The 26,903-nt window shown below is 66.3% G+C and carries 23 protein-coding genes; 8 read left to right on the top strand and 15 right to left on the bottom strand.

Going from position 1 to position 26,903, the window contains the following annotated elements; translation table 11 throughout:
• Positions 1–56 precede the first annotated feature (56 nt).
• From AC3WTD_RS03830 to pilH, 6 genes are all read left to right on the top strand, one after another.
• Positions 57–2,897 carry a 2-oxoglutarate dehydrogenase E1 component gene (locus AC3WTD_RS03830; protein ID WP_235642008.1) on the top strand — a complete coding sequence of 947 codons (2,841 nt, stop codon included), beginning with the start codon at positions 57–59 and terminating at the stop codon, positions 2,895–2,897.
• Positions 2,898–2,981: 84 nt separating this feature from the next.
• On the top strand, positions 2,982–4,181 hold the full coding sequence (gene odhB / locus AC3WTD_RS03825; protein WP_492612942.1) for a 2-oxoglutarate dehydrogenase complex dihydrolipoyllysine-residue succinyltransferase: 1,200 nt from the start codon (positions 2,982–2,984) through the stop codon (positions 4,179–4,181).
• Between the two features lie 171 nt (positions 4,182–4,352).
• The gene (lpdA, locus tag AC3WTD_RS03820; RefSeq protein ID WP_492612941.1) at positions 4,353–5,777 is read left to right on the top strand and encodes a dihydrolipoyl dehydrogenase; all 1,425 of its coding nucleotides are present in this window, start codon (positions 4,353–4,355) and stop codon (positions 5,775–5,777) included.
• 206 nt (positions 5,778–5,983) lie between these two features.
• Complete coding sequence (locus tag AC3WTD_RS03815; RefSeq protein ID WP_027492205.1) at positions 5,984–6,580, top strand: LOG family protein; 597 nt, start codon at positions 5,984–5,986, stop codon at positions 6,578–6,580.
• Between the two features lie 17 nt (positions 6,581–6,597).
• A complete protein-coding gene (locus AC3WTD_RS03810; RefSeq protein ID WP_027492204.1) occupies positions 6,598–7,596 on the top strand; it encodes a YhdH/YhfP family quinone oxidoreductase in 999 nt (332 codons plus the stop codon).
• Between the two features lie 69 nt (positions 7,597–7,665).
• Entirely contained in the window at positions 7,666–8,031 is a 366-nt protein-coding gene (pilH, locus tag AC3WTD_RS03805; RefSeq protein WP_008435575.1) for a twitching motility response regulator PilH, read from the top strand.
• Between the two features lie 64 nt (positions 8,032–8,095).
• On the opposite strand, the gene AC3WTD_RS03800 is transcribed toward pilH, so the two are convergent.
• Positions 8,096–8,989: a DnaJ C-terminal domain-containing protein gene (locus tag AC3WTD_RS03800; RefSeq protein ID WP_492612940.1), complete on the bottom strand. Its 894-nt coding sequence runs from the start codon at positions 8,987–8,989 to the stop codon at positions 8,096–8,098.
• A 96-nt stretch (positions 8,990–9,085) separates the two neighbouring features.
• Positions 9,086–9,544, bottom strand: coding sequence for an Hsp20/alpha crystallin family protein (locus tag AC3WTD_RS03795; RefSeq protein ID WP_492612939.1), 459 nt, complete (start codon positions 9,542–9,544; stop codon positions 9,086–9,088).
• A gap of 142 nt (positions 9,545–9,686) precedes the next feature.
• Between AC3WTD_RS03795 and AC3WTD_RS03790 the strand changes: the two genes are divergently transcribed.
• Complete coding sequence (locus tag AC3WTD_RS03790) at positions 9,687–10,169, top strand: peroxiredoxin (protein WP_027492201.1); 483 nt, start codon at positions 9,687–9,689, stop codon at positions 10,167–10,169.
• Between the two features lie 46 nt (positions 10,170–10,215).
• Here AC3WTD_RS03790 and gyrA read toward each other — a convergent pair whose 3' ends face one another.
• The 13 genes from gyrA to AC3WTD_RS03725 form a co-directional block, all read right to left on the bottom strand.
• The gene (gyrA, locus tag AC3WTD_RS03785) at positions 10,216–12,819 is read right to left on the bottom strand and encodes a DNA gyrase subunit A (protein ID WP_492612938.1); all 2,604 of its coding nucleotides are present in this window, start codon (positions 12,817–12,819) and stop codon (positions 10,216–10,218) included.
• A 138-nt stretch (positions 12,820–12,957) separates the two neighbouring features.
• Complete coding sequence (locus tag AC3WTD_RS03780) at positions 12,958–13,368, bottom strand: GtrA family protein (protein WP_027492199.1); 411 nt, start codon at positions 13,366–13,368, stop codon at positions 12,958–12,960.
• Positions 13,368–14,384 (bottom strand): S-methyl-5-thioribose-1-phosphate isomerase, encoded by a 1,017-nt coding sequence (gene mtnA / locus AC3WTD_RS03775; protein WP_492612937.1) that lies wholly within the window; start codon positions 14,382–14,384, stop codon positions 13,368–13,370. The genes AC3WTD_RS03780 and mtnA overlap by 1 nt, the downstream gene beginning before the upstream one ends.
• A gap of 54 nt (positions 14,385–14,438) precedes the next feature.
• A complete protein-coding gene (locus AC3WTD_RS03770) occupies positions 14,439–15,506 on the bottom strand; it encodes a class III poly(R)-hydroxyalkanoic acid synthase subunit PhaC (RefSeq protein ID WP_027492197.1) in 1,068 nt (355 codons plus the stop codon).
• 12 nt (positions 15,507–15,518) lie between these two features.
• Entirely contained in the window at positions 15,519–16,550 is a 1,032-nt protein-coding gene (locus AC3WTD_RS03765; protein ID WP_492612936.1) for a poly(R)-hydroxyalkanoic acid synthase subunit PhaE, read from the bottom strand.
• 121 nt (positions 16,551–16,671) lie between these two features.
• Complete coding sequence (gene pnp, locus AC3WTD_RS03760; RefSeq protein WP_235642005.1) at positions 16,672–18,777, bottom strand: polyribonucleotide nucleotidyltransferase; 2,106 nt, start codon at positions 18,775–18,777, stop codon at positions 16,672–16,674.
• A gap of 82 nt (positions 18,778–18,859) precedes the next feature.
• Positions 18,860–19,129, bottom strand: coding sequence for a 30S ribosomal protein S15 (gene rpsO, locus AC3WTD_RS03755; protein ID WP_008435593.1), 270 nt, complete (start codon positions 19,127–19,129; stop codon positions 18,860–18,862).
• Between the two features lie 166 nt (positions 19,130–19,295).
• A complete protein-coding gene (gene truB, locus AC3WTD_RS03750; protein ID WP_027492195.1) occupies positions 19,296–20,222 on the bottom strand; it encodes a tRNA pseudouridine(55) synthase TruB in 927 nt (308 codons plus the stop codon).
• A gap of 28 nt (positions 20,223–20,250) precedes the next feature.
• Positions 20,251–20,634, bottom strand: a complete 384-nt coding sequence (gene rbfA, locus AC3WTD_RS03745) for a 30S ribosome-binding factor RbfA (RefSeq protein ID WP_027492194.1) — start codon at positions 20,632–20,634, stop codon at positions 20,251–20,253.
• Positions 20,635–20,780: 146 nt separating this feature from the next.
• A complete protein-coding gene (gene infB, locus AC3WTD_RS03740) occupies positions 20,781–23,576 on the bottom strand; it encodes a translation initiation factor IF-2 (protein WP_492612935.1) in 2,796 nt (931 codons plus the stop codon).
• A 131-nt stretch (positions 23,577–23,707) separates the two neighbouring features.
• The gene (gene nusA, locus AC3WTD_RS03735; protein ID WP_027492192.1) at positions 23,708–25,213 is read right to left on the bottom strand and encodes a transcription termination factor NusA; all 1,506 of its coding nucleotides are present in this window, start codon (positions 25,211–25,213) and stop codon (positions 23,708–23,710) included.
• 102 nt (positions 25,214–25,315) lie between these two features.
• The gene (gene rimP, locus AC3WTD_RS03730; RefSeq protein ID WP_027492191.1) at positions 25,316–25,849 is read right to left on the bottom strand and encodes a ribosome maturation factor RimP; all 534 of its coding nucleotides are present in this window, start codon (positions 25,847–25,849) and stop codon (positions 25,316–25,318) included.
• Positions 25,850–26,529: 680 nt separating this feature from the next.
• Positions 26,530–26,787, bottom strand: coding sequence for a hypothetical protein (locus AC3WTD_RS03725; RefSeq protein ID WP_492612983.1), 258 nt, complete (start codon positions 26,785–26,787; stop codon positions 26,530–26,532).
• On the opposite strand from AC3WTD_RS03725, the gene AC3WTD_RS03720 reads away from it, so the two are divergent.
• On the top strand, positions 26,680–26,901 hold the full coding sequence (locus tag AC3WTD_RS03720; protein ID WP_492612981.1) for a hypothetical protein: 222 nt from the start codon (positions 26,680–26,682) through the stop codon (positions 26,899–26,901). The two genes, AC3WTD_RS03725 and AC3WTD_RS03720, sit on opposite strands and share 108 nt — an antisense overlap.
• Positions 26,902–26,903 lie beyond the last annotated feature (2 nt).

Genomic DNA, 26,903 nt, shown 5'->3' with positions numbered 1-26,903 from the left:
GTGACCTCAAAGGTCACACGGATGGCCGCAAGCCTCCCTTCCCTGCCGGTGGTGACGTGACTACAAACCTGATTCGCGAGTTCTTCGAATCCTCCCAACTCGCTGGCGGCAACGCCGATTACGTCGAATCCCTCTATGACGCCTGGCTGGCCGACACCTCGTCGGTACCGGCCGAATGGGCCGATTACTTTGCCTCCTTCAAGGGCCGCGAAGCGGGAGACGTCTCCCACGCCGCGGCCATCGCGCGCATCGAGGCGGCGCAGAAGCGGCGCCACAACGGCGTCGCCGCCGCGCCGGTGAGCGACGAGCATGCACGCAAGCAGGCCGGCGTGCTGCGCCTGCTCACCGCCTACCGCTCGCGCGGCCACCTCGCCGCCGACCTCGACCCGCTCGGCCTGACCGAGAAGATGCCCGCGCCGGACCTCGGCCTCGCCTTCCACGGCCTCGCCGACGCCGACCTCGACACCGAATTCGATACCGGCAACTACGCCGGCGGCGGCCAGCGCCTGAAACTGCGCGAGCTGCTGGATCGGCTGAAGAAGACCTACGCCAGCACGATCGGCGCCGAGTTCATGCACATCAGCAACCACGAGCAGCGCAACTGGATCTACAGCCGGCTCGAACAGGCCACCGGCCGCAGCGGCCTGGACAACGCCGGCAAGCAGCGCGTGCTGGACGGCCTCACCGCCGCCGAGGGCCTGGAGCGCTACCTGCACACCAAGTACGTCGGCCAGAAGCGCTTCTCGCTGGAAGGCGGCGACAGCCTGATCCCGATGCTCGACGACGTGGTGCGCGCCGCCGGCGACAACGGCATCAAGGAGCTGGTGATCGGCATGGCCCACCGCGGTCGCCTCAACGTGCTGGTCAACATCCTGGGCAAGCCGCCGAAGACCCTGTTCGACGAGTTCGAGGGCCGCTTCGACCACCCCGACGACCCGGCCCACTCCGGCGACGTGAAGTACCACATGGGCTTCTCCGCCGACGTCAAGACGCCCAAGGGCGGCGTGCACGTGGCGCTGGCGTTCAATCCCTCGCACCTGGAAATCGTCAACCCGGTGGTGACCGGCTCGGTGCACGCGCGCCAGACCCGCCGCCGCGATACCGCGCACACGCAGTCGATGGCCGTGCTGATCCACGGCGACGCCGCGCTGTCCGGCCAGGGCGTGAACATGGAACTGTTCAACATGTCGCAGGCGCGCGGCTTCAAGATCGGCGGCAGCCTGCACATCGTGATCAACAACCAGGTCGGCTTCACCATCTCCAACCCGCAGGACGCGCGCTCCACCATGTACTGCACCGACCTGGCCAAGATGGTCAATGCGCCGGTGCTGCACGTGAACGGCGACGATCCGGAAGCGGTGATCCTGGTGACCCGGCTTGCCTACGCGTTCCGCAAGCAGTTCCGCAAGGACGTGGTGATCGACCTGGTCTGCTACCGCCGCCATGGCCACAACGAGGCCGATGAGCCGGCCGCCACCCAGCCAGTGATGTACCAGATCATCAAGAAGCGCCCAACTGCGCGCGCCCTGTACCAGCAGCAGCTGGTGAAGGAAGGCGTGCTGGCCGAAGGCGAGGCCGCCAAGCAGTTCGACGCCTATCGCGCGCGGCTGGAAGCCGGCGCGCCGATGACCGAGCTGGACACCGCGCCGGTGCGCGACGGCCACGTCGACTGGGCCCGCTTCCTCGGTGGCAAGCTGTCGATGCCGGCCGACACCACGGTGCCGAAGCCGAAGCTGCTGGAGCTGGCCGGCAAGATCCTCGCCGTGCCGGCGGACCTCACCCTGCAGGCCCGCGTGGCGAAGATCTACGACGACCGCCGCAAGATGGCCGCGGGCGAGCTGCCGGCCGACTGGGGCTTCGCCGAGAACCTGGCCTATGCCACCCTGGTCGATGCCGGCCACGACATGCGCCTGGTCGGCCAGGACTCCAGCCGCGGCACCTTCTTCCACCGCCATGCGGTGCTGCACGACCAGAAGGACGGACACACCTGGATGCCGCTGGCCACCGTGCGCGGGGGCGCCGATGTCGAGGTGATCGACTCGCTGCTCAGCGAGGAAGCGGTGATGGCGTTCGAGTACGGCCACTCCACCACCGACCCCGACACGCTCAACATCTGGGAAGCCCAGTACGGCGACTTCGCCAACGGCGCGCAGGTGGTGATCGACCAGTTCATCAGCTCCGGCGAGGCGAAGTGGAACCGCCTGTGCGGCCTGGTGCTGCTGCTGCCGCACGGCTACGAAGGCCAGGGCCCGGAGCATTCCTCCGCGCGTCTGGAGCGCTTCCTGCAGCTGTGCGCGATGGACAACATGCAGGTCTGCGTGCCGACCACGCCGGCGCAGAATTTCCACATGATCCGCCGGCAGATGCTGCGTGCCGCGCGCAAGCCGCTGATCGTGATGACGCCGAAGTCGCTGCTGCGCTACAAGCTGGCGGTGTCCACGCTGGACGAGCTGGCCAACGGCAACTTCCAGCTGGTGATCGGCGAGCATCGCGAGCTGGCTGCGAAGAAGGTCAAGCGCGTGGTGCTGTGTTCCGGCAGGGTCTACTACGACCTGCTGGAGGAAGCGGAGAAGCGCGGGCTGGCCGACGTGGCGATCGCGCGCGTCGAGCAGCTGTACCCGTTCCCGCGCGAGGAAGTGACGGCAGAACTGGACAAATATCCTTCCGCCAAGGAAGTGATCTGGTGCCAGGAGGAACCGATGAACCAGGGCGCCTGGTTCCAGATCCGCCACCACCTGCAGGCCTGCATCGGCAGCAAGCACAGTCTCTCCTATGCGGGGCGTGCGCGCTCGCCGGCACCCGCCGCCGGCCACCACAACACCCACGTTGCGGAACAGGCGGCGCTCGTCGAGCAGGCGCTGGCCGCCTCGGTGGGTACCGACCACGCCGCGGAATAAAGCAGCTTCCCTGAACAGTGCGGCCAGGATGGCCGCTTCTTGATCTCCGCAATCATGGATAAGCGCACCAACTCAAGGATTCCCATGTCCATCGAACTCAAAGTCCCCGTCCTGCCCGAGTCCGTCTCCGACGCCACCATCGCCAGCTGGCACAAGCAGGCCGGCGACGCGGTGAAGCGCGACGAGAACCTGATCGACCTCGAAACCGACAAGGTGGTGCTGGAGGTGCCTTCGCCGGTCGACGGCGTGCTGAAGGAAATCCGCCACCAGGTCGGCGACACGGTGAACAGCGGGCAGATCATCGCGATCATCGAGGAAGGCGCCGTGGCCGCCGTGCCGGCACCGGCACCGGCTGCCGCCGCTCCCGCCCCGGCCGCGGCGGCTCCCGCCCCGGTCGTGCCGAAGGCCGCCGCCGCGCTTTCGCCTGCCGCGCAACGCGTCGCCAGCGAGAACAAGGTCGACACCTCCGCCATCGCCGGCACCGGCCGCGACGGCCGCATCATCAAGGAAGACGTGGTCAACGCCGGTTCACGCCCTGCCGCGGCTCCCGCCGCCGCACCGGCCGCGAAGCCGACCCCCGGCGCACGCCCGGAAGAGCGCGTGCCGATGACCCGCATGCGCGCGCGCATCGCCGAGCGCCTGATGCAGTCGAAGAACTCGATCGCCATGCTCACCTCGTTCAACGAGGTGAACCTGGCCGAAGTGATGAAGATGCGCAAAGCCCTCGGCGACGCGTTCCAGAAGGAACACGGCATCAAGCTCGGCTTCATGAGCTTCTTCGTCAAGGCCGCCGCCGAGGCGCTGAAGCGCTACCCCTACGTCAACGCCTCGGTCGACGGCAACGACGTGATCTACCACGGCTACCAGGACATCTCGATCGCCGTGTCCACCGACAAGGGCCTGGTCACGCCGGTGCTGCGCGACGTGCAGGACATGAGCTTCGCCGACGTCGAGCAGGCCATTGCCGACTACGCCACCAAGGCGCGCAACAACAAGCTCACCCTGGACGACCTGCAGGGCGGCACGTTCACCATCACCAACGGCGGCACGTTCGGCTCGCTGTTCTCCACCCCGATCGTCAACCCGCCGCAGAGCGCCATCCTCGGCATGCACACGATCAAGGAGCGCGCCATCGTCGAGAACGGCCAGATCATCGCCGCGCCGATGATGTACATCGCGATCAGCTACGACCACCGCATCATCGACGGCAAGGACGCGGTGCTGTTCCTGGTCGACATCAAGAACCAGCTGGAGAATCCGCAAAGGATGTTGCTGGGCCTCTGACGAGGCCCGGGATTGGGGATTCGGGATTCGGAAAAGCGCGCGCATTTGACGCCCTTTCGAATCTCTTCCCCACCGAATCCCGCATGACATTCGGGACTTACCGCAGCGCCGCACGCCTTTGCCCTTGCGAATCCCGAATCCCCAATCCCGAATCCCGTGTGAGCGAATGAAATGAGCGAAAAATACGATGTCATCGTCATCGGCGCCGGTCCGGCCGGCTATGTGGCGGCGATCCGCGCCGCGCAGCTGGGCCTGAAGACGGCTTGCATCGACGCGTTCACCGGCAAGGACGGCAAGGCGGCGCTGGGGGGCACCTGCCTCAACGTGGGCTGCATCCCGTCCAAGGCGCTGCTGGATTCCTCGCGCCAGTACTGGAACATCGCGCACAATCTGCCGGCGCACGGCATCAGCGTCGACAATCCGAAGGTCGACATGGCCACCTTCATCGGCCGCAAGGACAAGATCGTCAAGCAGTTCACCGGCGGCATCGGCCAGCTGTTCAAGGCGAACAAGGTCACGCCGTTCTTCGGCACCGGCAAGCTGCTGAAGGGCAACTCGGTCGAGGTCACCGCCGCCGACGGCAGCAAGCAGACGATCAGCGCCACCAACGTGATCCTCGCTTCGGGCTCCATCCCGATCGAACTGCCGTTCGCCAAGTTCGACGGCAAGGCGATCGTCGACAACGCCGGCGCGCTGGACTTCACCGAGGTACCGAAGCGCCTGGGCGTGATCGGCGCCGGCGTGATCGGCCTGGAGCTGGGCAGCGTGTGGCGCCGCATGGGCGCGGAAGTTACGATCATCGAAGCACTGCCCGACTTCCTCTCGGTGGCCGATGCCGACATCGCCAAGATTGCCGCGAAGGAGTTCGCCAAGCAGGGCCTGGACATCAAGCTCGACGCCAAGCTCAACAAGGCCGAGGTGAAGAAGGACGGCGTGCACCTCACCTACACCGACAAGAACGGCGAGCAGAAGCTCGTGGTCGACAAGCTGCTGGTGGCCGTGGGCCGCCGCGCCTACACCAAGGACCTGCTGGCCGACGACACCGGCGTGAAGGTGGACGAGCGCGGCCGCATCCTGGTCGACGAGCACTGCCATACCGGCGTGGACGGCGTGTGGGCGATCGGCGACGCCGTGCGCGGCCCGATGCTGGCGCACAAGGGTTCCGAGGAAGGCGTGGCGGTGGCCGAGTGGATCGCCGGCAAGGCGGGCCACGTCAACTACGACACCATCCCGTCCGTGATCTACACCGAGCCGGAAGTGGCCTGGGCCGGCAAGACCGAGAAGGAGCTGAAGGACGCCGGCGTGCCGTACAAGGTCGGCACCTTCCCGTTCGCCGCCATCGGCCGCGCCGTGGCGATGAACGAGGCGGTGGGCCAGGTGAAGATGCTCGCCCACGCGGAGACCGACCGCATCCTCGGCGTGCACATGGTCGGCCCGGGCGTATCCGAGCTGATCGCCGAGTGCGTGGTGGCGATGGAGTTCAAGGGTTCGTCCGAAGATCTGGCCCGCATCGTCCACGCGCATCCGACCCTGTCCGAGGCCGTGCACGAGGCCGCGCTGTCGGTCGACAAGCGCGCCATCCACAAGGGCAACTGAGGCCATGATGGGCTCATCCCGGACAGCCCATGGATGGGCGTCAATCCGGGATCCAGAGCCTCGGCCCGCTCCTGACAACCTGAGCGGGCCGTTTCGTCTCCCGTAGGAGCCCGCCTGCGGGCGATGTTTTTGCCATCCCGAATCTCGGCTTTCAAAGCATCGTCCGCAAGCGGGCTCCTACGAAAACGCGTTTCAACGGAACACGCATGCCCCAACCCACCGCCATCTGTGTCTACTGCGGCTCCAACAGCGGCCGGCATCCCGAATACGCCGAACAGGCCCACGCCTTTGGCACCGAGATGGCCCGGCGCGGCATCGCGCTGGTCTACGGTGGCGGCAACGTCGGCCTGATGGGCGTGGTGGCCGACGCGGTGCTGGCCGGTGGCGGCAGGGTGGTTGGCGTGATTCCGCGCCAGCTGGTGGAACTGGAAGTGGCCCACCCTGGCCTGACTGAACTGGTGGTGGTCGAAACCATGCACCAGCGCAAGACGCGCATGTACGAACTGTCCGACGCCTTCGTCGCCCTGCCCGGCGGCTTCGGCACCATGGACGAGATGTTCGAAATGCTGACCTGGGCCCAGCTCGGCCTGCACCGCTACCCCTGCGCCTTCCTCGACGTGCGCGGCTACTACCGCGACCTGCGCACGCTGATGGCGCACATGGTCGACGAATCCTTCGTGAAGGCGGCGCAGCGCGACAGCATATGGTTCGGCGACGACATCGCCGCGTTGTTCGACTGGATGCGGGACTACGAAGGCAGCTACACGCCCAAGTGGATTTCCTCCCGCAGCGTCCACGCCTGATTCTGCAGGAGGTCGAGATGCCCCGTTTCCGTGCTTTCCGCATCCACAACGACGATGCCGGCTACCGCGCCGACATCGACACCATGGACACCAGCGCGCTGTCGTCCGGCGAAGTGCTGGTCAAGGTCGCGTATTCTTCGGTCAACTACAAGGATGCGCTGGCCGGCACCGGCAAGGGCCGCATCCTGCGCCAGTACCCGCTCAACGGCGGCATCGACGTGGCGGGCCACGTGGTCGCCTCGACCGATCCGGCGTTCAGGGAAGGCGACGCCGTGCTGTGCACCGGCAGCGGGCTGTCCGAGACGCGCGACGGCGGCTACGGCGAATACGCGCGCCTCGACGCACGCTGGACGATCCCGCTGCCGGTCGGCTTGAGCCTGCGCGAAAGCATGATCATCGGCACCGCCGGCTTCACCGCGGCACTGGCCCTGCTGCGCATGCAGGACAACCGGCAATCGCCGACGCTGGGTCCGATCGCGGTGACCGGCGCCAGCGGTGGCGTCGGCATGCTGGCGATCGACATCTTCAGCCGCGCCGGTTACGAGGTGCACGCGATCAGCGGCAAGGCCGACCACTTCGACTTCCTGCGCGGCCTCGGCGCCAGCGAATGCATCGACCGCCACCAGCTCGCCTTCAGCGGCAAGCCGATGGACTCCGCCCGCTTCGGCGGCGCGCTGGACAACGTCGGCGGCAGCATGCTCGGTGGACTGTTGCCGCTGATCGCGCCGTACGGCAACGTGGCGATCTGCGGCAACGCCGGCGGCATCGCCATCGACAGCACGGTGATGCCGTTCATCATCCGCGGCGTGAGCCTGCTCGGGATCGCCTCGGCCGGCACCGCCCGCCATCTGCGCGACCGGATCTGGCAGCACCTTGCCGGCGACTGGAAGCCGCGGCACCTGGATCGCATCGTCACCCGTGAGACCAGCCTCGAGGAGCTGCCCAAGGTGTTTGCGCACATGCTCGCGGGCGAGTCGTTTGGACGCACCCTGGTGCGCGTCGACGGCGCGGTGTGACGAAACCGCGCTTGGAAGTCGCACCACCACGGCTTAGAATCAACGAAACTCGCAGGGAATTATCACCTTATGGCACGCATCCTGATCGTCGACGACTCCCCGTCGCAGCTGCTTGGCATCAAGCGGATCGTCGAAAAACTCGGGCATGAGACCCTCTCGGCCGAAGACGGCGCCGCGGGCGTGGAAGTGGCCAAGGCGGAGAAGCCCGACCTGATCCTGATGGACGTGGTCATGCCCAATCTCAACGGCTTCCAGGCCACCCGCACGATCAGCAAGAACGCCGAGACCGCGCACATTCCGATCATCCTGGTGACCACCAAGGACCAGGAGACCGACCGCGTCTGGGGTATGCGCCAAGGCGCCAAGGCCTACGTGACCAAGCCGATCAAGGAAGAGGAGCTGCTCAAGGCGCTGCAGGAATTCCTGCCGGGCTGATCCCCACCACGCTTCGTGAAAAACGGCGCCCGCAGGCGCCGTTTTCGTTTATGCCGCCCGCAGCTCAGTGGCGCGGATCGAAGTTCGCGAATGCCTCGTGCAGCGCTTCGTACGCCGCGCGCTGTTTATCGCTCTCCGCCGCTGGCGCACGGATCGACAACTCCACCAGTTGATCGCCCGGATTCGCGCCCGGCATGCCACGCCCCTTCAGGCGCAGTTTGCGCCCCGATTGCGAGCCCGCCGGGATGCGCAGGTCGACCGTACCGGCCAGCGTCGGTACCGGCACGGTGGCACCCAGCGCGGCTTCCCACGGTGCGATCGGCAACACGTGCACCACATTGCGGCCGTCCAGCCGGAAACGCGCATCGTCGCGGATACCCACCTCCAGCAGCAGGTCGCCATTCGGCCCGCCGGCCGTGCCGGGATGCCCCTGGCCGGACAGGCGGATCACCTGGCCCGGCTGGATGCCCGCCGGAATCTTCACCTCCAGCACGCGCTCGCCACCTGCCTGATCCTGCATGGCCAGCCGCGTGCGGCCACCGTCGAACGCGGTCTGCAGGTCGATCTGCACCGATGCCTGCACGTCGCGGCCGCGACGCGACCGCGGCTGGCCATGATGGCTGCCGGCGGCACCGCGACCGAACAGGCTCTCGAAGAAATCGCTGAAGTCGCTGTCGCCGCCACCGAAACCCTGCTGCCCCTGCCAGCCCGGCGGCGGCCGGAACTGCTCGCCCTGCCGGTAGCCGCCGGCACGCAGCTGGTCATAGGAACGCCGCTTCTCGGTGTCCTTGAGCACTTCGTTGGCCTCATTGACCGCCTTGAATTTCTCCTCGGCGCCGGCCTCCTTGTTCTTGTCCGGATGGTATTTGCGCGCCAGCTTGCGATACGCGGCCTTGATCTCGGCCTCGCTCGCCTCGGGCTTCACGCCCAGAATGTCGTAATAGTCTTTGAATTCCACGCACCGCTCCCGCCGGTTCGATCTCTTCCACACGCAACGACCTGCCGCGGATCATGGTCTGCGGCAGGTCGTCCGCGCAATGCTCGCGGAAATGTTTCAGCTGCCGGTATTGATGGTGATGCGGCGTGGCGTGGTCTCCGCCTTCTTCGGAATGACGATTTCCAGCACGCCATGCCTGCCATGCGCGGTGACGCCGTCGGCATCGGCACTGTCGGGCAGCGCGAAGCGCCGATAGAACACGCCGTGCGAACGCTCCAGCCGGGTGAACTTGCCGTTCTGCTCGCGGTTCTCCACGGTGCGTTCGCCCTTGATGGTGAGGATGCCCTTCTCCATGCTCACCTCGATTTTCTCCGGGTCCACGCCAGGAATGTCAGCGTAGATCACGAAACGCTTGTCCTCTTCCTTGATGTCCACGCGCGGTGCCCATTGGCTGGTCACCACGTTGGACTGGTCCGCCTCGGCCGGGTTGCCCAGCAGGCGATCGAACGCCTCGCGGATGTCGCCGATGTTGGCCGTGCCGGCCGGATTCCACGAAAAATTGCGACTCAGATTCATGTTCGTATCTCCTCGTCGATAAAGGTCTGCGGCTCGATGCCGCCTGCTCAGGAAGTGGGTTTGCAGGGTTCCCGATTCAAGGCGACAAGCTTCGTCCCGCGGCGCTAGCATGGCGTGGTTGCCAACGAAGGAAGCCCGCACCATGACCATCCAGATCGGCCAGTCGCTGCCGGATATCGAGCTGTCGGTGGTCGGCGAGGAGATCCGCCCCTGCCGCACCGGCGAACTGTTTGCCGGAAGCCGCGTGGTGCTGTTCGCCGTCCCTGGCGCCTTCACGCCGACCTGTTCCAGCCGGCACCTCCCCGGCTACGCACAACGCTACGCCGACTTCCAGGAAACCGGGGTGAAGGTGATGTGCCTGGCAGTCAACGACGCCTACGTGATGCAGGCCTGGGCCCGCGCCCAGCAGGTTCCCCCGGGCCTGCTGATGCTCGCCGACGGCAACGCCAACTTCACCCGCGCGTTGGGCCTGGAACTGGACGGCAGCGCCTTCGGCATGGGCCTGCGCGCACGCCGCTTCGCGCTGTATGCGGAGGACGGCGTAGTGCGCCTGTTGCAGGTGGAGGCGCCGGGCGAACTGCGCGTTTCCAGTGCCGAGGCGATGCTGGCCGCTATCAGCCACTGAAAGAAAAACCCCGGCATGGCCGGGGTTTTTCGATTCGTCGCCAGCCTTACTCGGCGGATTCCGTCGGAGAGCCGTCGTCGTCGGTCGGTTCCGGTGCCGCGGCGGATGCAGCATCCTCGCCGTTGTCCTCGTCCGCTTCCAGCCGCATCACGCTGACCAGCGTTTCATCTGCCGGCAGGCGGATCAGGGTGACGCCCTGGGTATTGCGGCCCAGCTGCGAGACTTCCGCCACGCGGGTGCGCACCAGCGTGCCCTGGTCGGAAATCAGCATCAGCTCATGCGCCTCGCTGACCTGTACCGCGGCGACCAGCGCGCCGTTGCGCTCGGAACACTGGATGCCGATCACGCCCTGGGTACCGCGGCCCTTCTTCGGGAACTCATCGAGCCGGGTACGCTTGCCGTAACCCCGCGCCGTCGCGGTCAGGATGTCGCCCTGCGCCGCCACGATCAGCGAGACCACCTCGGCTCCGTCCGCCAGCCGCATGCCACGTACGCCGGTGGCGGTGCGGCCCATCGAACGCACGGTGTTCTCGTCGAAGCGGTTGACCTTGCCGTTGGAGGCGAACAGCAGGATGTCGCTGTTGCCGTCGGTGAGTTCCACGTTGACCAGCGCGTCGCCCTCGTCGAGCTTGATCGCCTGCTTGCCCTTCTGCAGCTGGTAGGCAAACTCGGTCAGCGGAGTCTTCTTGACCGTACCGTGCTTGGTCGCGAAGAACACGTAGCGGTCATCGCCGTATTCGCGCACCGGCAGCACCGCCTGCACCTTCTCGCCCTCGCCCAGCGGCAGCAGGTTAATGATCGGCTTGCCGCGCGCGCCGGAACCGGCCTCCGGCATCTGGTAAACCTTGAGCCAGTAGACGCGACCGGTGCTGGTGAAGGTGAGCAGGGTGTCGTGCGTGTTGACCACCCACAGCTGCTCGACGACGTCCTCGTCCTTCAACGCGGAAGCCGAACGGCCCCTGCCGCCGCGCCGCTGCGCGCGGTACGCGCTGGCCGGCTGGCGCTTGACGTAGCCGGTATGCGACAGCGTGACCACGACGTCTTCCGGCGTGATCAGATCGAGGACGTTGAGGTCCTCCTGCGAGTGCTGGATCTCGGTACGGCGCGCATCGCCGAACTCGGCCTTGATCGCCTCCAGTTCCTCGCGGATCACCTGCAGCAGGCGGTCTGGACTCTCCAGGATCTCGATCAGGCCGCGAATGGTTTCCAGGATCTGGCGGTATTCGTCGGAAAGCTTTTCCTGCTCCAGCCCGGTGAGGCGGTGCAGGCGCATCGCCAGGATTTCCAGTGCCTGCGCCTCGGACAGCTGGTAGCCGTCGGTCTTCAGGCCATCGCGCGGATCCATGTCCTCCGGTCGCGAGGCACCGGCGCCGCTGGCGGACAACAGGGTCCGCACCAGGCCCGCTTCCCAGCGCCGCACCACCATGCGCTCGCGCGCTTCGGCCGGCGACGACGAGGTCTTGATCAGCTCGATCATTTCGTCGATGTTGGCCAGCGCGACGGTGAGGCCTTCGAGGATGTGCGCGCGGGCACGCGCCTTGCGCAGGTCGAAGATGGTGCGACGGGTGACCACCTCGCGCCGATGGCGGATGAACGCCTCGAGGATGTCCTTGAGATTGAGCAGCTTCGGCTGGCCGTCCAGCAAGGCCACCATGTTGATGCCGAAGGTGACCTGCAGCTGGGTCTGCTGGAACAGGTTGTTCAGCACCACATCGCCCATCGCATCCTTGCGGATTTCGATGACGACACGCATGCCGTCCTTGTCGGACTCGTCGCGCAGCTCGCTGATGCCTTCGAGCTTCTTCTCCTTGACCAGCTCGGCGATCTTCTCGATCAGCCGGGCCTTGTTCACCTGATACGGCAGCTCATGGACGATGATCGTCTCGCGGCCGTTCGACTCGGTCTCGATCTCGGCCTTCGCGCGCACCAGGATGCGACCGCGACCGGTGCGGTAGGCCTCGATGATGCCGGAGGAACCGTTGATGATGCCGTGGGTCGGAAAATCCGGGCCGGGGATGTAGTGCATCAGGTCGTCGATCGAGAGCGCAGGTTCGTCGATCAGCGCGATCGTCGCGGCGATCACCTCGTTGAGGTTGTGCGGCGGGATGTTGGTGGCCATGCCCACCGCGATGCCGGCCGAGCCGTTAACCAGCAGGTTCGGCACGCGCGTGGGCAGCACCAGCGGTTCGTGCTCGCTCTCGTCGTAGTTCGGACCGAAGTCGACGGTTTCCTTGTCGATGTCGGCCAGCAGCTCGTGGCTGAGCCGCGACATGCGCACCTCGGTGTAACGCATCGCCGCGGCGCTGTCGCCGTCGACCGAGCCGAAGTTGCCCTGGCCGTCGACCAGCATGTAGCGCAGCGAGAACGGCTGCGCCAGGCGTACGATCGCGTCATACACCGACTGGTCGCCGTGCGGATGGTACTTACCGATGACGTCACCGACCACGCGGGCCGACTTCTTGTACGGTTTGTTGTATACGTTGCCCAGCTCGTTCATCGCGAACAGCACGCGGCGATGCACGGGTTTCAGACCGTCGCGGACATCCGGAAGTGCGCGGCCCACGATCACGCTCATGGCGTAGTCGAGATAGCTCTGGCGCATCTCGTCTTCAATGTTGACGCGTATCACTTCTTTGGCGAGCTCTGCCATCAATCGGCTTCCCTGATAACGAAAAAAGGACGCTGGCACCGCGCCTCAAGCGCATGCGCAAGCGACCCGAAATCAACCTGTGGAGTGTAGCACGAATGGTGTCAAAACTACAGTATTTAACCAATATGAATCAATGACTTAAGACAATGTTTCGGTGGACTTGAAAAGCATCCCGCGCGCTGTCGAAAAATTGATCAGTGCGGCCACGGCGGAACCGGCGGCGGCGGCCGGTGCCGGCCAGCGCTGCAGCAGCGGGAAGCCCACCAGCAGCAGGGCGTAAACCCCGTAATTGACCACTGCGCCGAGACTCATCAGCCCCAGCCAGTGCAACCATTCGGCATGTGCCGCGCGGTTGCTGCTGCGTGCGGCAAAGGTGTACCGGCGGTTCCACCACCAGGTCACCGTTGCCGCGACCAGGAACGACAGCACGCGGGCAAGGTAGGGATTCCAGGCGGCCCAGCCAACCAGCGCCTGCACGATCCCGGCGTCGACCAGCAAGCCCAGCACGCCGCCGACGGCGAACAGCGCGATCTCGCGCGGGAGTTTCATCATCCGAACATGGCCTGCATCGCCAGGCTGCTCGGCCGCTCGATCACGCCGCGCTCGGTCACGATCGCGTCGATCAGCTCCGCCGGCGTCACGTCGAACACCGGGTTCCAGGCCTGCGCACCCTCGACCACGACGCGACGACCGGCGATACCGAGCAGCTCGGCCGGGTCACGCAACTCGATCTCGATTTCCTCGCCGCTGCCGGTGGCCATGTCGACGGTGGAGGACGGTGCCACCACCATGAATTTCACGCCGTGGTACTTCGCCGCGATCGCCAGCTGATAGGTGCCGATCTTGTTCGCGGTATCGCCGTTCGCGGCGATCCGGTCGGCGCCCACGATCACCCACTGCACCGCGCCGGATTTCATCAGGTGCGCGGCGGCGGAATCGGCGATCAGCCGTGCCGGGATGCCGTCGCGCACCAGCTCCCACATGGTCAGCCGCGCACCCTGCTGCCACGGCCGCGTTTCGCCGGCGTAGACCCGCGCGATCCGGCCCGCCGCCACGCCGGCGCGGATCACGCCCAGCGCGGTGCCGTAGCCGGCGGTGGCCAGCGAGCCGGTGTTGCAGTGGGTCAGCACGCCCGAACCGGCGGCAATCAGGCTGGCGCCCGACTCGCCCATCCGCCGGTTCGCGGCCAGGTCTTCATCCTGGATCGCCTGCGCCTCGCGCCGCAGCACGTCGGCATCAGCGCCGGTCGCGATGCGCCGTTTCATCCGGTCCAGCGCCCACATCAGGTTCACCGCGGTGGGTCGCGCCGCGCGCAGCGTGGCCAGCACCGGTTCCAGCGGCACGCCCTGCTGCGCCGCCATCGCCACGCCCCACGCGGCGGCAATGCCGATCGCCGGTGCGCCGCGCACCGCCAGATCGCGGATCGCCTGGGTGACCTGCGCGGCGTCGCGGCAGTCGATCCAGCGCTCCTCGCCGGGCAGCAGGCGCTGGTCGAGCAGGCGCAGGTGATCGCCCCGCCACTGCACGGCGCGGATGGAATCGTGGGTGTCGGTGGATGCGCTCATCCGTCCATTATCGCCTGCTGCGTGCGTATTTCACACGGCAGGCGCGGCGACGCTTCAGTCGCGCTGGCGCAACCACTGGTGGATTGCCGGCGGCACTTCGCGCTGGGCGCGACCGGACACGTAGATGCCGATGTGGCCGCCCTTGAACGCGAGCTGGGTGTAGTCGGTGGTGCCGACGTGCTTGCCCAGCGCACGCGAGGCGTCCGGCGGCACCAGGTGGTCCTGCTCGGCGAAGATGTTCAATACTGGCTGGGTGATCATGCCCAGATCCACGTTCTGACCACCGATCTGAAGCGTGCCCTCGACCAGCTTGTTGCCCTGGTAGAAATCCTTGATGAACTCGCGGAACGCCTCGCCGGCCTGGTCCGGCGAATCGAAGATCCAGCGCTCCATGCGCAGGAAGTTCTCCAGCTCGGCAGGTTTGTCGAGGATATCGACCATGTCGATGTACTTCTGCTGGTTCAGCCGCAGCGGCTTCAGCGTGAGGTAGACATAGTTCATCAACCCGGCCGGGATGTTGCCCATGGTGTCGACGAACAGGTCCACGTCCATGCGGCGGCACCAGCCCGACAGCATGTTGTCCGGGGTGTGGAAATCCACTGGGGTGACCATGGTGATCAGGTTCTTCACCTTGTCCGGGTGCAGCGCGGTGTAGCACAGTGAGAACGCGCCGCCCTGGCAGATGCCGAGCAGGCTGATCGCATCCAGGTCGTGCCGCGCGCGCACCGCGTCGACGCAGCGGTCGAGGTAGCCGTTGATGTAGTCGTCCAGGGTCAGCCAGCGGTCGGCGCCGTCCGGATAGCCCCAGTCGATCAGGTAGACGTCCTCGCCCTGCTCCAGCAGGTTGCGCACCATCGAACGGTCAGCCTGCAGGTCGGTCATCCACACCGTGTTGACCAGCGCGTAGACGATCAGCAGCGGGGTCTTCGCGGTGGGCTTACCGTGGCCGGTGAAATGCCAGACCTTCAGCTTGTCCTCGCTGTAGACCAGTTCGCGCGGCGTGTTGGCGTATTCGGGCTCGCGCACGTTGCGCAGGTTGCCCATGCCGGCGGCCAGCTTGCGCTGGAAGGTAGCGATGTCGGCCAGCGCCCTGGCCGGGTCGATGCGCAATGGCGTTTGCATGGCGAGTCTCCTTTACTTGCGCTTGCGCGGGCTGGGAACGGGCGCGGCGGTCGGTTTGCGTGTCGCTTTTGCCGGCGCCTTCTTCGCTGCCGCCGCGGATTTCGCGGGCGCGCTCTTCTTCGGTGCCGACGCCGCGGTTCGGCCATTGGCCAACTGGCGTTTCAGCGCCGCCAGCTCACGGTGCAGGGCCATGATCTCGTCGGCATGGTCGGCGGATGCACCGGATTGATGGCTGGCGCGAAACTCGCGGCGCAGGGCCTGCAGCCGTTCGCCGAGGCTGGACACCTCGCTGCGCGTCGGCATGCCGAGCTGCTGGCACATCTGCTCGGTCTGCTGCTGCTGCAGCTGGCGCACGCGCATCTGCGTGTCGGCCATCTCGCCGTAAACATCGCAGAACTCGTCGGACAACGCGATCTCGGCGTAGGCCTCTTCGGAGGCATCCACCCACAGGTCGTACAGCGCTTTCAGCGAATCGACCTGGCGACCCGGCTCGGCCAGCTTGTCTTGCAGACGCTGCATGCCTTGCGTGTTGGCGCGCTGGATCAGCTCCTGGTAACGCGCGATGGCCTGTATCGAGGTCGTCAAGGCGATGGCCAGTGCCTGCTGCTGCATCTGCTGCTCACGGTTCAGGCCGAAAGCCGGCGTCGGCCCTTGTGCCCCCGCCACGTCAGCAAAACCGCTGTGTCGAGCCGCCTGCATCCACGCCTGCCATTGCCGCGCAAAACCTTCGGCAGCAGCGCTGTCGATGCCACCGAACGCCTGCGTGAATGGTTGGCTGGCACCGCCGAACATCTGCTGCAGTTGCTGATGCCAGTCCGTGGCCGGCTGGGCCGCGCCGCCGCTGGCGGCCGCCTGCATCCAGTCGAAATACCCCTTCAACCCGGCCAGCGTGCGCTCCAGCGTGTCGTTGCCAGCGGCTGGCGCTGGTGACGGCGCAAACGGATTGGCTGCGGGTGACGGCTGCAACTGGCGCGTCCAGGCATCCCAGGATTGCTGCGCCAGCGCCTGATAGTCCTTGATGAAATCGTTCGCCGGGTCGGCCATCGGTGCATCCTCTTGCAGGGTTCATCCATCCTAGCAAAAGCAGGTTGCACAAAATGATCCGTGCCCAAACGCGCGAGGCCCGGCATCAGCCAGGCCTCGCGGAATTGCCTTGCCCGGAAACTCAGACGCCGGCGCGCTCTTCCTCGGTCACGGCCTTCATCGACAGGCGGATGCGACCCTGCTTGTCCACTTCGAGCACCTTGACCTTGACGATGTCGCCTTCCTTCAGCTTGTCGGACACCTTCTCGACGCGCTCGTCGGAGATCTGCGAGACGTGCACCAGACCATCCTTGCCCGGCATGATCGTGACGAAGGCGCCGAAGTCCATCAGCTTGGCCACCCTGCCCTCATAGATGCGGCCCGGCTCGACGTCCGAGACGATCTGCTCGATGCGCTTCCTGGCCGTTTCGCCCGCCTCGCGGTTGACCGAGCCGATGACGATGGTGCCGTCGTCGCTGATGTCGATGGTGGTGCCGGTCTCCTCGGTGATCGAGCGGATGGTGGCACCGCCCTTGCCGATCACTTCGCGGATCTTGTCCGGGTGGATCTTGATGGTGATCAGACGCGGGGCGTACTCGCTCATCTCGGCGCGCGCGGTGCTGATCGCCTTGGCCATCTCGCCGAGGATGTGCAGGCGGCCGCGCTTGGCCTGGGCCAGCGCCACCTTCATGATCTCCTCGGTGATGCCGTCGATCTTGATGTCCATCTGCAGCGCGGAGATGCCGTCGGCACTGCCGGCCACCTTGAAGTCCATGTCGCCGAGGTGATCCTCGTCGCCCAGGATGTCGGACAGCACGACGAAGTCGCTGCCCTCCTTGACCAGGCCCATCGCGATGCCGGCCACCGGTGCCTTCAGCGGCACGCCGGCATCCATCATCGCCAGCGAGGAGCCGCATACCGAGGCCATCGACGAGGAGCCGTTGGACTCGGTGATTTCCGAGACCACGCGCACCACATACGGGAACTCCTCGATGCCCGGCTTGACTGCCTGCACGCCGCGCTTGGCGAGACGGCCGTGGCCGATCTCGCGGCGCTTCGGCGCACCGAAGCGACCGGCCTCGCCCACCGAGAACGGCGGGAAGTTGTAGTGGAACAGGAACGGATCCTTCGACTCGCCGCCAGGTGCGTCGATGATCTGCGCGTCACGCGTGGTGCCCAGCGTGACCACCACCAGGGCCTGCGTCTCGCCGCGGGTGAACAGCGCGGAACCATGCGTACGCGGCAGTACCCCGACGCGGGCGGTGATCGCGCGCACGTCGTCGAGCTGGCGGCCGTCGATGCGTACCTTGGTCTTCAGCACGCTGTCGCGCATGGTGTGGTATTCGAGTTCCTCGAATTCCGTGGCCATCGCGGCGGTGGACCAGCCGTTCTCTTCGGCCTGCGCCTTGAGACCAGCCAGCACATCGGCCTTGATCGCGGAGATCGCGTCGCGACGCTCCAGCTTGTCGCGCACCTGGAACGCTGCGGCCAGCTGATTGCCGACTGCGCCCTTGACGGCGGCGACCAGCGACTCGTTGCGCGCCGGTGCCCGCCAGTCCCACGACGGCTTGCCGGCTTCGGTGGCCAGCTCGGCGATCGCGCGGATCGCGATCTGCATCTGCTGGTGGCCGAACATCACCGCGCCGAGCATCACGTCCTCGGACAGCAGCTGCGCCTCGGATTCCACCATCAACACGGCACCGGCGGTACCGGCAACGACCAGGTCCAGCTGGGAAGTCTTCAGCTCGGTGGCCGACGGGTTCAGCAGGTACTTGCCACCCGCGTAGCCGACGCGGGCGGCGCCGATCGGACCCTTGAACGGGATGCCGGCCAGGCTCAGCGCGGCGGATGCACCGATCAGCGCCGGAATGTCGCCGTCGATCTCGGGGTTGAGCGAGACGACCTGCGCGATGACCTGCACCTCATTCTTGAAATCGTCCGGGAACAGCGGGCGCACCGGGCGATCGATCAGACGCGAGGTCAGCGTCTCCTTCTCGGTCGGGCGGCCTTCGCGCTTGAAGAAGCCGCCGGGAATGCGGCCGGCGGAGTAGAACTTCTCCACGTAGTCGACGGTGAGCGGGAAGAAGTCCTGCCCTTCCTTCTGCTTGGCCGCGGCGACGGCGGTGACCAGCACCACCGTACCGCCCATGCTGACCATGACCGCACCGGATGCCTGGCGGGCAATTTCGCCCGTCTCCAGCGTGACTTCGTGATTACCGTACTGGAATGACTTGGTTACTTTTGCCACGTGCTTAATTCCTGATCTGATTGAGAAGTGCGCTCACGGGTGAGCGCCTCTTGATCTTTGCGTCCACGGATGAACGCACGGATTACCGCCGCAGGCCGAGGCGTTCGATCAGGGTCTGGTAGCGTGCAAGATCGCGATCCTTCAGATAGCTGAGCAGGCGCTTGCGCTGGTTGACCAGCTTCAGCAGGCCACGGCGGGAGTGATGATCCTGCTTGTGGTCCTTGAAGTGGCCGGTGAGATGGTCGATGCGGGCGGACAGCAGGGCCACCTGGACCTCGGTCGAGCCGGTGTCGTTGGGCACGCGGCCGAAATCAGCGATGATCTTGCCGGTCTGTTCTGCGGTAAGAGACATGGTTGTACGTTTCCTTGAAAGGCGATGCGAAGCTTGCGCTTGCGTCATCGCGATGACGCAAGCGCAAGCTTCGCCTAGGTGAGTGAAAGCGTTGAAATAACTTGTCTATTCTACTGATGGGAGTGGTGCTTCAACAAGAGCGCCGCCTGCCGTCGGAGCAAATCGGTCAGCCCGGCGGCAGATTGAAGCCGCGCACGATGCGCGCACGCCCTTCGGCATCGGCTTCCAGCAACGCCAACAGCGCGCCGTCGCTGGCGTATGCCGCGCAATGCCCGACTTCCGGCAGGCCCGGCAGCGCAATCTGCTGGCCGCGCGAGATGGCCATGCTCTGCGTCTCATCGAGTCGCAATACCGGCAGATCGGACAGGCCGGCCGATACCGGCAGCAGCCATGCCAGCAAAGCCTCGTCGCCTTGCTCCGCCGCCTGCTCCAGCTGCGTCAGGGTCACCATCCGCGGCTCTCGGAACGGCTCGACCCAGATCCGGCGCAGCGCGGTCAGGTGCGCGCCGCAGCCCAGGTCCTCGCCCAGATCCACCGCCAGCGAACGGACATAGGTACCCGAACCGCACTCCACCAGCAACTGCAGCGTGTCGCCTTCGCGCGCCAGCAACTCCAGCCGGTGCACCGCCACCTCGCGCGGCGCCAGCTCGACGGTTTCGCCGCGGCGCGCCTTGGCATACAGCCGTTCGCCGCCCTGCTTCAGCGCGGAATACATCGGCGGCACCTGCTGGATGCGCCCGCGCAACCTGGCCAGCGCCGCCTCGACCCTGGCGTCATCGAGTTCCGGTACCGGGCGCTGCTGAACGACCTCACCCTCACTGTCGGCGGTATCCGTGGTGACGCCAAGCCGGCACTCGGCCAGATAGGCCTTGCGCGCACCCAGCAGGCTGCCGGCCAGCTTGGTCGCCTCGCCGAAGCACAGCGGCAGCAGGCCGGTGGCCAGTGGATCGAGCGCACCGGTATGGCCGCCCTTGGACGCACGCAGCAGTCGGCGCACGGCCTGCAGCGCCTGGTTGGAACTCAGGCCCGGCGGCTTGTCGAGCAGCACGATGCCGTGCAGGTCGCGGAACGGGATGCGCGGCGAACGATTCATCGACTCGGCGGAATTCCGTACTGGCGATTCAATCGCGCTCGCCGCCATCCGGCGGCGTCAGATCACGCGCCTGCTGGCGCAGCAGCGACTCGATGCGCTCGCCCTTGTCGACCGAATCGTCGTACTTGAACTTCAGCTCCGGCACCCGGCGCATGCGCATGCCGCTGTGCGCCAGTGCGTGGCGGATCTCATGGCTCATCTCGTTGAGCGCCTTCACCGCCGGCAAGCCTTGCTCGGGCAGCATGGTGGTCACCCACACCGTGGCCCAGTCGAGGTCACGGGTGATCTCCACGTCGCTTACGCTGGTCGACGGCAGCCCGTGGTCGCGCACCGCCGCGTGCACCAGCAAGCCCAGCTCGCGGCGCAGTTCGGCGCCAATGCGGTCGGTACGTTTGAAATCGCGGGAGGGCATGGTTGGAGGTCGGGATTCGGGATTCGGGATTCGGGATTCGTTAGAGCAAAAGCGGGTTACGGCAAGAACGGGGTAAACGGGATTCATCTTTTGCTTTTGCCGAATCCCGAATCCCGAATCCCGCGTACCTTGCGATGCCGCAGGCATCACAAGGTACGTGCCACCTCGGTGCGCTCGAAGCACTCGATCTGGTCGCCCGGCTTGACGTCGTTGTACTGCTTCACGGCGATGCCGCATTCCATGCCCGCACGGACTTCGTCGACCAGGTCCTTGAAACGGCGCAGCGATTCCAGCTCGCCCTCGAAGATCACCACGTGGTCGCGCAGCACGCGGATCGGCTTGTTCCGCTTGACCGAACCTTCGGTGACCATGCAGCCGGCAACCGCACCGAACTTGGAGCTGCGGAACACGTCGCGGACCTCGGCGGTGCCGATGATGTCCTCGCGCACTTCCATGCCGAGCAGGCCGGTGGCCGCCTGGGTCACCTGGTCGATCACGTCGTAGATGATCGAGAAATAGCGCACGTCCACGGCGTTCGTCTCGATCACCTTGCGCGCCGAAGCATCGGCACGCACGTTGAAGCCGATCAACAGCGCCTTCGAGGCGGTGGCCAGCGTGGCATCGGATTCGGTGATGCCGCCGACGCCGGAGGCGACCACGTTGACGCGAACCCGATCGTTGCCGATCTGGGTCAGCGACTCGCGCAACGCCTCGACCGAGCCCTGCACGTCGCCCTTGACCAGGATGTTGAGCGTCTGCTGCTCCTCGCCCTGGCCCATCTTCGCGATGATGTCCTCGAGCCGGTTGCTCTTGCTGACCATCCGCGTCTCGCGCCGCTTGAGCTGGCGCTCCTCGGCCACTTCGCGAGCCAGGCGCTCGTCCTCGACGGCGACGAAATCGTCGCCGGTTTCCGGCACGCCGGAAAGACCCAGCACCTGCACCGGGATCGACGGGCCGGCTTCGGCCACCTGCTTGCCGGTCTCGTCGATCAGCGCGCGCATGCGGCCGTACTCGACGCCGCAGACCACGAAGTCGCCCTTGCGCAGCGTACCCTGCTGCACCAGCACCGTGGCCACCGGACCGCGACCGCGGTCCAGGCTGGATTCGATCACCACGCCGGAGGCGCGGCCGTCGACGACCGCCCTCAATTCCATCACCTCGGCCTGCACCGAGATCGCGTCGAGCAGGTTCTCGATGCCCATGCCGGTCTTCGCCGACACCGGCACGAACTGCACGTCGCCGCCCCAGTCCTCCGGCACTACTTCCTGCGCCACCAGGCCCTGCTTGACGTTGTCCGGGTTCGCGCCGTCCTTGTCCATCTTGTTGACGGCCACGATCAGCGGCACCTTGGCGGCACGCGCGTGCTTGACCGCCTCGATCGTCTGCGGTTTCACGCCGTCGTCGGCGGCCACCACCAGGATCACGATATCGGTCGACTGCGCACCACGGGCGCGCATCGAGGTGAACGCGGCGTGGCCGGGGGTATCCAGGAACGTGATCACGCCTCTGGAAGTCTCCACATGGTAGGCACCGATGTGCTGGGTGATGCCGCCGGCTTCGCCGGAGGCGACCTTGGTACGGCGGATGTAGTCGAGCAGCGAGGTTTTGCCGTGGTCGACGTGGCCCATGATCGTCACCACCGGCGGGCGCGTGACCTTCTCGCCCTCCAGTTCGATGTTCTGGGTATGCGCCGCCAGCGTCTCCTCGGCGTTGTTCTGGGTGTCCGCCACCGGTGTGTGGCCCAGCTCCTCGACCACCAGCACCGCGGTGTCGTGGTCGACCGTCTGGTTGATGGTCGCCATCACGCCCATCTTGAACAGCGCCTTGACCACTTCCGATCCCTTCACCGCCATCTTCTGGGCGAGGTCGGCCACCACGTTGGTATCGCTGACCACCACCTCGCGCACCACCGGCGCGGTGGGTCGTGAAAAGCCGTGCGGACCGGCCGCCGCCGCACCGCCGCCGCGCAATGCTTCGCGGCCGCCGCTGCGGCCGGGCTTGGCGCGCTTGCTGCTGGAAGAGCGACGGGCACGGTCGGCCTCGCTCAGATGCATCTGGCCGCCGGCAAAGCGCTTGCCGGCCTCGCGGTCTTCCTTGCCGAGATTCTCGCTGCGCTCACGCGGATGCTTGGGCTTGCCGCGAGCGGCCTCGCCGGCCGCGGCCGGTGCCGCCGCACCGGCCACCGCACCACGCGCCGCAGGAGCGGCCGGCGCCGCGGGCGCCGCCACCGGCTTGACCAGCTTTTCGCGTTTGCGCGGCTCGTGGATGCGCGGCAGGATCATGCCCAGGTCGCGCTGGTCGATGCGCTGGACGGTCCCGGTGGCGTCGTCGTGGGCGGCCGCAGGCGCCACTTCGGCCGCCGGTTCCGGCGTCGCCTCGACGTGTTCGACCGCCACCGGCTCGGCCGCGCGAGCCAGTTCCGCCTCACGCTGCTCCTTTTCGGCCTTGCGGCGCTGTTCGTCCAGGGCGTGCTGCGCCTCCGCCTGGCGGCGCTGCTCGGCCTCGACCCGCTCGCGCTCTTCCTGCTCACGCTGCTGCTGCGATTCCTGCAGCTTGCGCACGGCCTCCTCGCGCTCGGGTTCGGCGCTGGCTTCCTCGGCGATCACGCTGCGCTTGACGTAGGTGCGCTTGGCGCGCACCTCGACATTGACCGTCTTGGCCGTGCCTGCGGCGCCGCGGCCGCCGGGCGTCGCCACCTTCAGCTCGCCGACCGTGCGGCGCTTCAAGGTGATCTGGCGCGGCGCGCTGTCGTCGGCCTCGCTGGCGGCTTCGCCCTTGCCATGCGTGCGGCGCAGGAAACCGAGCAGCTTCACCTTCTCGGTGCTGCTGATGACCTGCTCCTGGTCGGAGAATTTCATGCCTGCCTCGTCCAGCTGCGTCAGCAGCCGGTCGACCGGCATGCCCAGTACCTGGGCGAGTTGTTTGATCGTAACATCCGACATCGTGTTGTTTGCTCCGCCGTTCCCGCGCCTATCGTCCGTGCGGCATCATCTGCGCCGCCACCTCCATCCGTGGTGAAAGGCTTCGCCGAAGCCTTTCCCGGCAACCCCTCCGGGGCTGCCGCCGCCTGTGGTCAGCCACCCTTCTCCAGTCGCGCGATCATCGGCGCACGTGCAGCCATGATCAGCGCCGCGGCACGCTCCTCATCCATACCTTCGATGTCGATCAGGTCGTCCACCGCCAGGTCGGCCAGGTCGTCGACCGTGGTCACCGCGCGCGCGGCCAGCGCAAAGGCCGTCTCCTCGTCCATGCCGTCCAGCGCCAGCAGCTCCTCGGAAGGCTGATGTTCACCGACGCCCTCCTCCACCGCCAGTGCCTCGGTCAGCAGCGCGTCACGGGCGCGGGCGCGCAGTTCCTCGACGATGTCCTCGTCGAAGCCCTCCACCGCCAGCAGCTCGGCGCTGGGCACGTAGGCGATCTCCTCGATGCTGGAGAAGCCCTCCTGCACGAGGATCACGGCGATCTCCTGGTCCACCTCGAGCTTGTCCATGAACAGCTGGCGCGCGGCCTCCTGCTCGGACTCGCTCTTGGCGGTAACCTGGTCCTGGGTCATCACGTTGAGCTGCCAGCCGGTCAGCTTGCTGGCCAGGCGCACGTTCTGGCCGCCGCGGCCGATCGCCTGGGACAGCTTGTCCTCGGCCACCGCAATGTCCATCGAGTGCTTTTCCTCATCCATGATGATGGACTGCACTTCCGCCGGCGCCATCGCGTTGATGACGTACTGGGCCTGGTTCTCGTGCCACAGGATGATGTCGACGCGCTCGCCGTTGAGGTCGTTGGACACCGCCTGCACGCGCGAGCCGCGCATGCCGATGCAGGCGCCGATCGGATCGGTGCGGCTATCGTGGGCCAGCACGGCGATCTTGGCGCGGTCGCCCGGATCACGGGCGCAGCCCTTGATCTCGACCAGGCCCTGGCCGACTTCCGGCACCTCCAGCTTGAACAGCTCGATCATGAACTCCGGCGCGGCACGCGACACGAACAGCTGCGGGCCGCGCGCCTCGGAGCGCACCTCGTACAGATAGCCGCGCACGCGATCGCCGACACGGGCCGATTCGCGCGGAATGGTCTTGTCGCGCGGAATGAACGCCTCGGCGTTGCTGCCCAGGTCGAGATAGATGTTGCCGCGCTCGACGCGCTTGACGATGCCGGTGACCAGCTCGCCCACGCGGTCGGCAAACGCGTCGACCACCTGCTGGCGCTCGGCCTCGCGCACGCGCTGCACGATCACCTGCTTGGCGGCCTGCGCGGCGATGCGGCCGAACTCGGCGTTCTCGATCTGCTGCTCGATGTACTCGCCCACCTTGGCGTCGGCGCGCTCGTCCAGCGCATCCATCAGGCGCAGCTGGTACGACGGCGATTCCATCTCGCCGTCGTCGGCGATGATTTCCCAGCGGCGGAACGTCTCGTACTCGCCGGTGTTGTGGTCGATCGACACGCGGATATCGGGCTCCTCGTCCGGATAGCGCTTCTTCGCGGCCGAGGCCAGCGCGGCCTCCATCGCCTCGAAAATCACTTCCAGCGGCACGCCCTTTTCATTGGCGACCGCGTCGACGACCAGCAAAAGTTCTTTGCTCATTACTGCAACTCCGTAGACACCCCGTCCGGATGCCGATGGTTGAATTGTTACGCCCATCCAGGAACACAAAACCTTGAACGCGGCCCCGGATGGCCGCAGCGATTATTTCTTGCCGGGCATCTTGCCGCCGGGCTTGGGTTGCGGCGCATAACCGAGCGCCACCCAGTCCGGCACCACACGCGCACTTTCCACCAGCGCGTGCTCGAATTCGAATGTCTTGCCTTCGGCGTCCAGCACGACGTGCCCGCCTTCCGCCGAAACCAGCTTGCCGCGCAGGCGACGGCGGCCTTCCAGCGGCGCCCGCAGCAGCACCTTCACTTCCTGCCCGCTGGCCCGCGCAAACTGCGCAGCGGTGAACAGCGGCCGATCCAGACCCGGCGAGGAAACTTCCAGCACGTAGTGGCCGGGAATCGGATCCTCGACGTCCAGCAAGGCGGACAGCTCACGGCTGGCGGTCTCGCAATCCTCGATGCCGACCTCGCGACGTTCGCCGTCGCCCGCCTCCCGGTCCAGCAAGTCCAGGTAGACGCGCAGGGTACTCTGCCCTTGCGACGGGGTGAACTCCACACCAAGGCATTCCAGGCCCAGATCGGCCAGAACCCCGCTGAAACGTTGCGCCAGTGCCTGTGTATCCATGGGTCGCCTTCCCACTGTGAGAACCGCAGAAACAAAAAATGGGCTCCAACGGCCCATTTCCCTATCTCGCCGATGTCCCACTCCATGCAGCTCTTTCCACTGCGGGCGCCGGCTGAGCCGGCCCCGCGCAGCGCATCCCTTGCGCCCAACAAAAAAGCCTCACGAGGAGGCTTTCTTACATCAAGAAAGATCTGGTAGCGGGGGCAGGATTCAGGCTCTATCCTACTGAGACCATCAGGCTGCCGCTTGGCCGCATCAGAGTTTGTTGATCATAGCCGACAACATCTCGCGGTGCAAACGGATTCTACCCCTCCTCCATGGACCGTATGGTGAGGATCTACGAGGGTAACGGGCGCGAGCGTTGACTCCGCTGGCCGCTTAGGGCAGAAGCCCTAACCTACCCGGATAACCCCTCGCTAATCGACCTCCGTGCTATTGAACTTGAGCTCGATCGGCATCTAAAGGTTCCACGAATCGGGCATGTCGGTCTCTAGGTGATGAGGCAAGTGTCGTGTCACGACAGGGCCCCGCCCCTGCCGTCCCCGCTGCGGGTACGGGCGTCATGGTTACGGCAGCGCCGGGCCGAGGCGCATCGGGCTGCCGGTGACGGGCAGGTCGCCGCATTGGCAGTTGCGTGACGCCATGAATCCTTTGGCCAGGTGAGCGCCTCTCTTTAATCTTTACGGGAGGTCATCGGAGCCCTTGGCCCCTGCATGCACCGTCGTCGCCTGTGGCGCGGCCGTGTCGCCCCTTGCCAGCGCTGGCGTGAGTTGGGCAAGGGCGTCCCTGGTGTGGAGCGGTTCCAGGTGGTCCAGCGTCAGCTGGATCGGCTGGATGTATCCATTGTCCGCGAGCCGCGCTTTGATGAGCAGGCGCTGGCCATGATCGAGCACGAAACGCGGCGCGTGCTGGGGGTGCAGATCGAGCTGCACAGCCATTTTGTCGATGACATCCCCCTCGCCCCAGTGGCAAGCTCCGCGTCACGGTGTCGGACCTATTCTAGGGCGCCTTGCCCTTTTTCTTTCTGGCCTGTGGGCTGCTTGCTTCGTTGAGG

This window comes from Rhodanobacter sp. FW106-PBR-R2A-1-15, from assembly GCF_058789735.1.
This window is presented reverse-complemented; position numbering and strand designations above follow the sequence as displayed.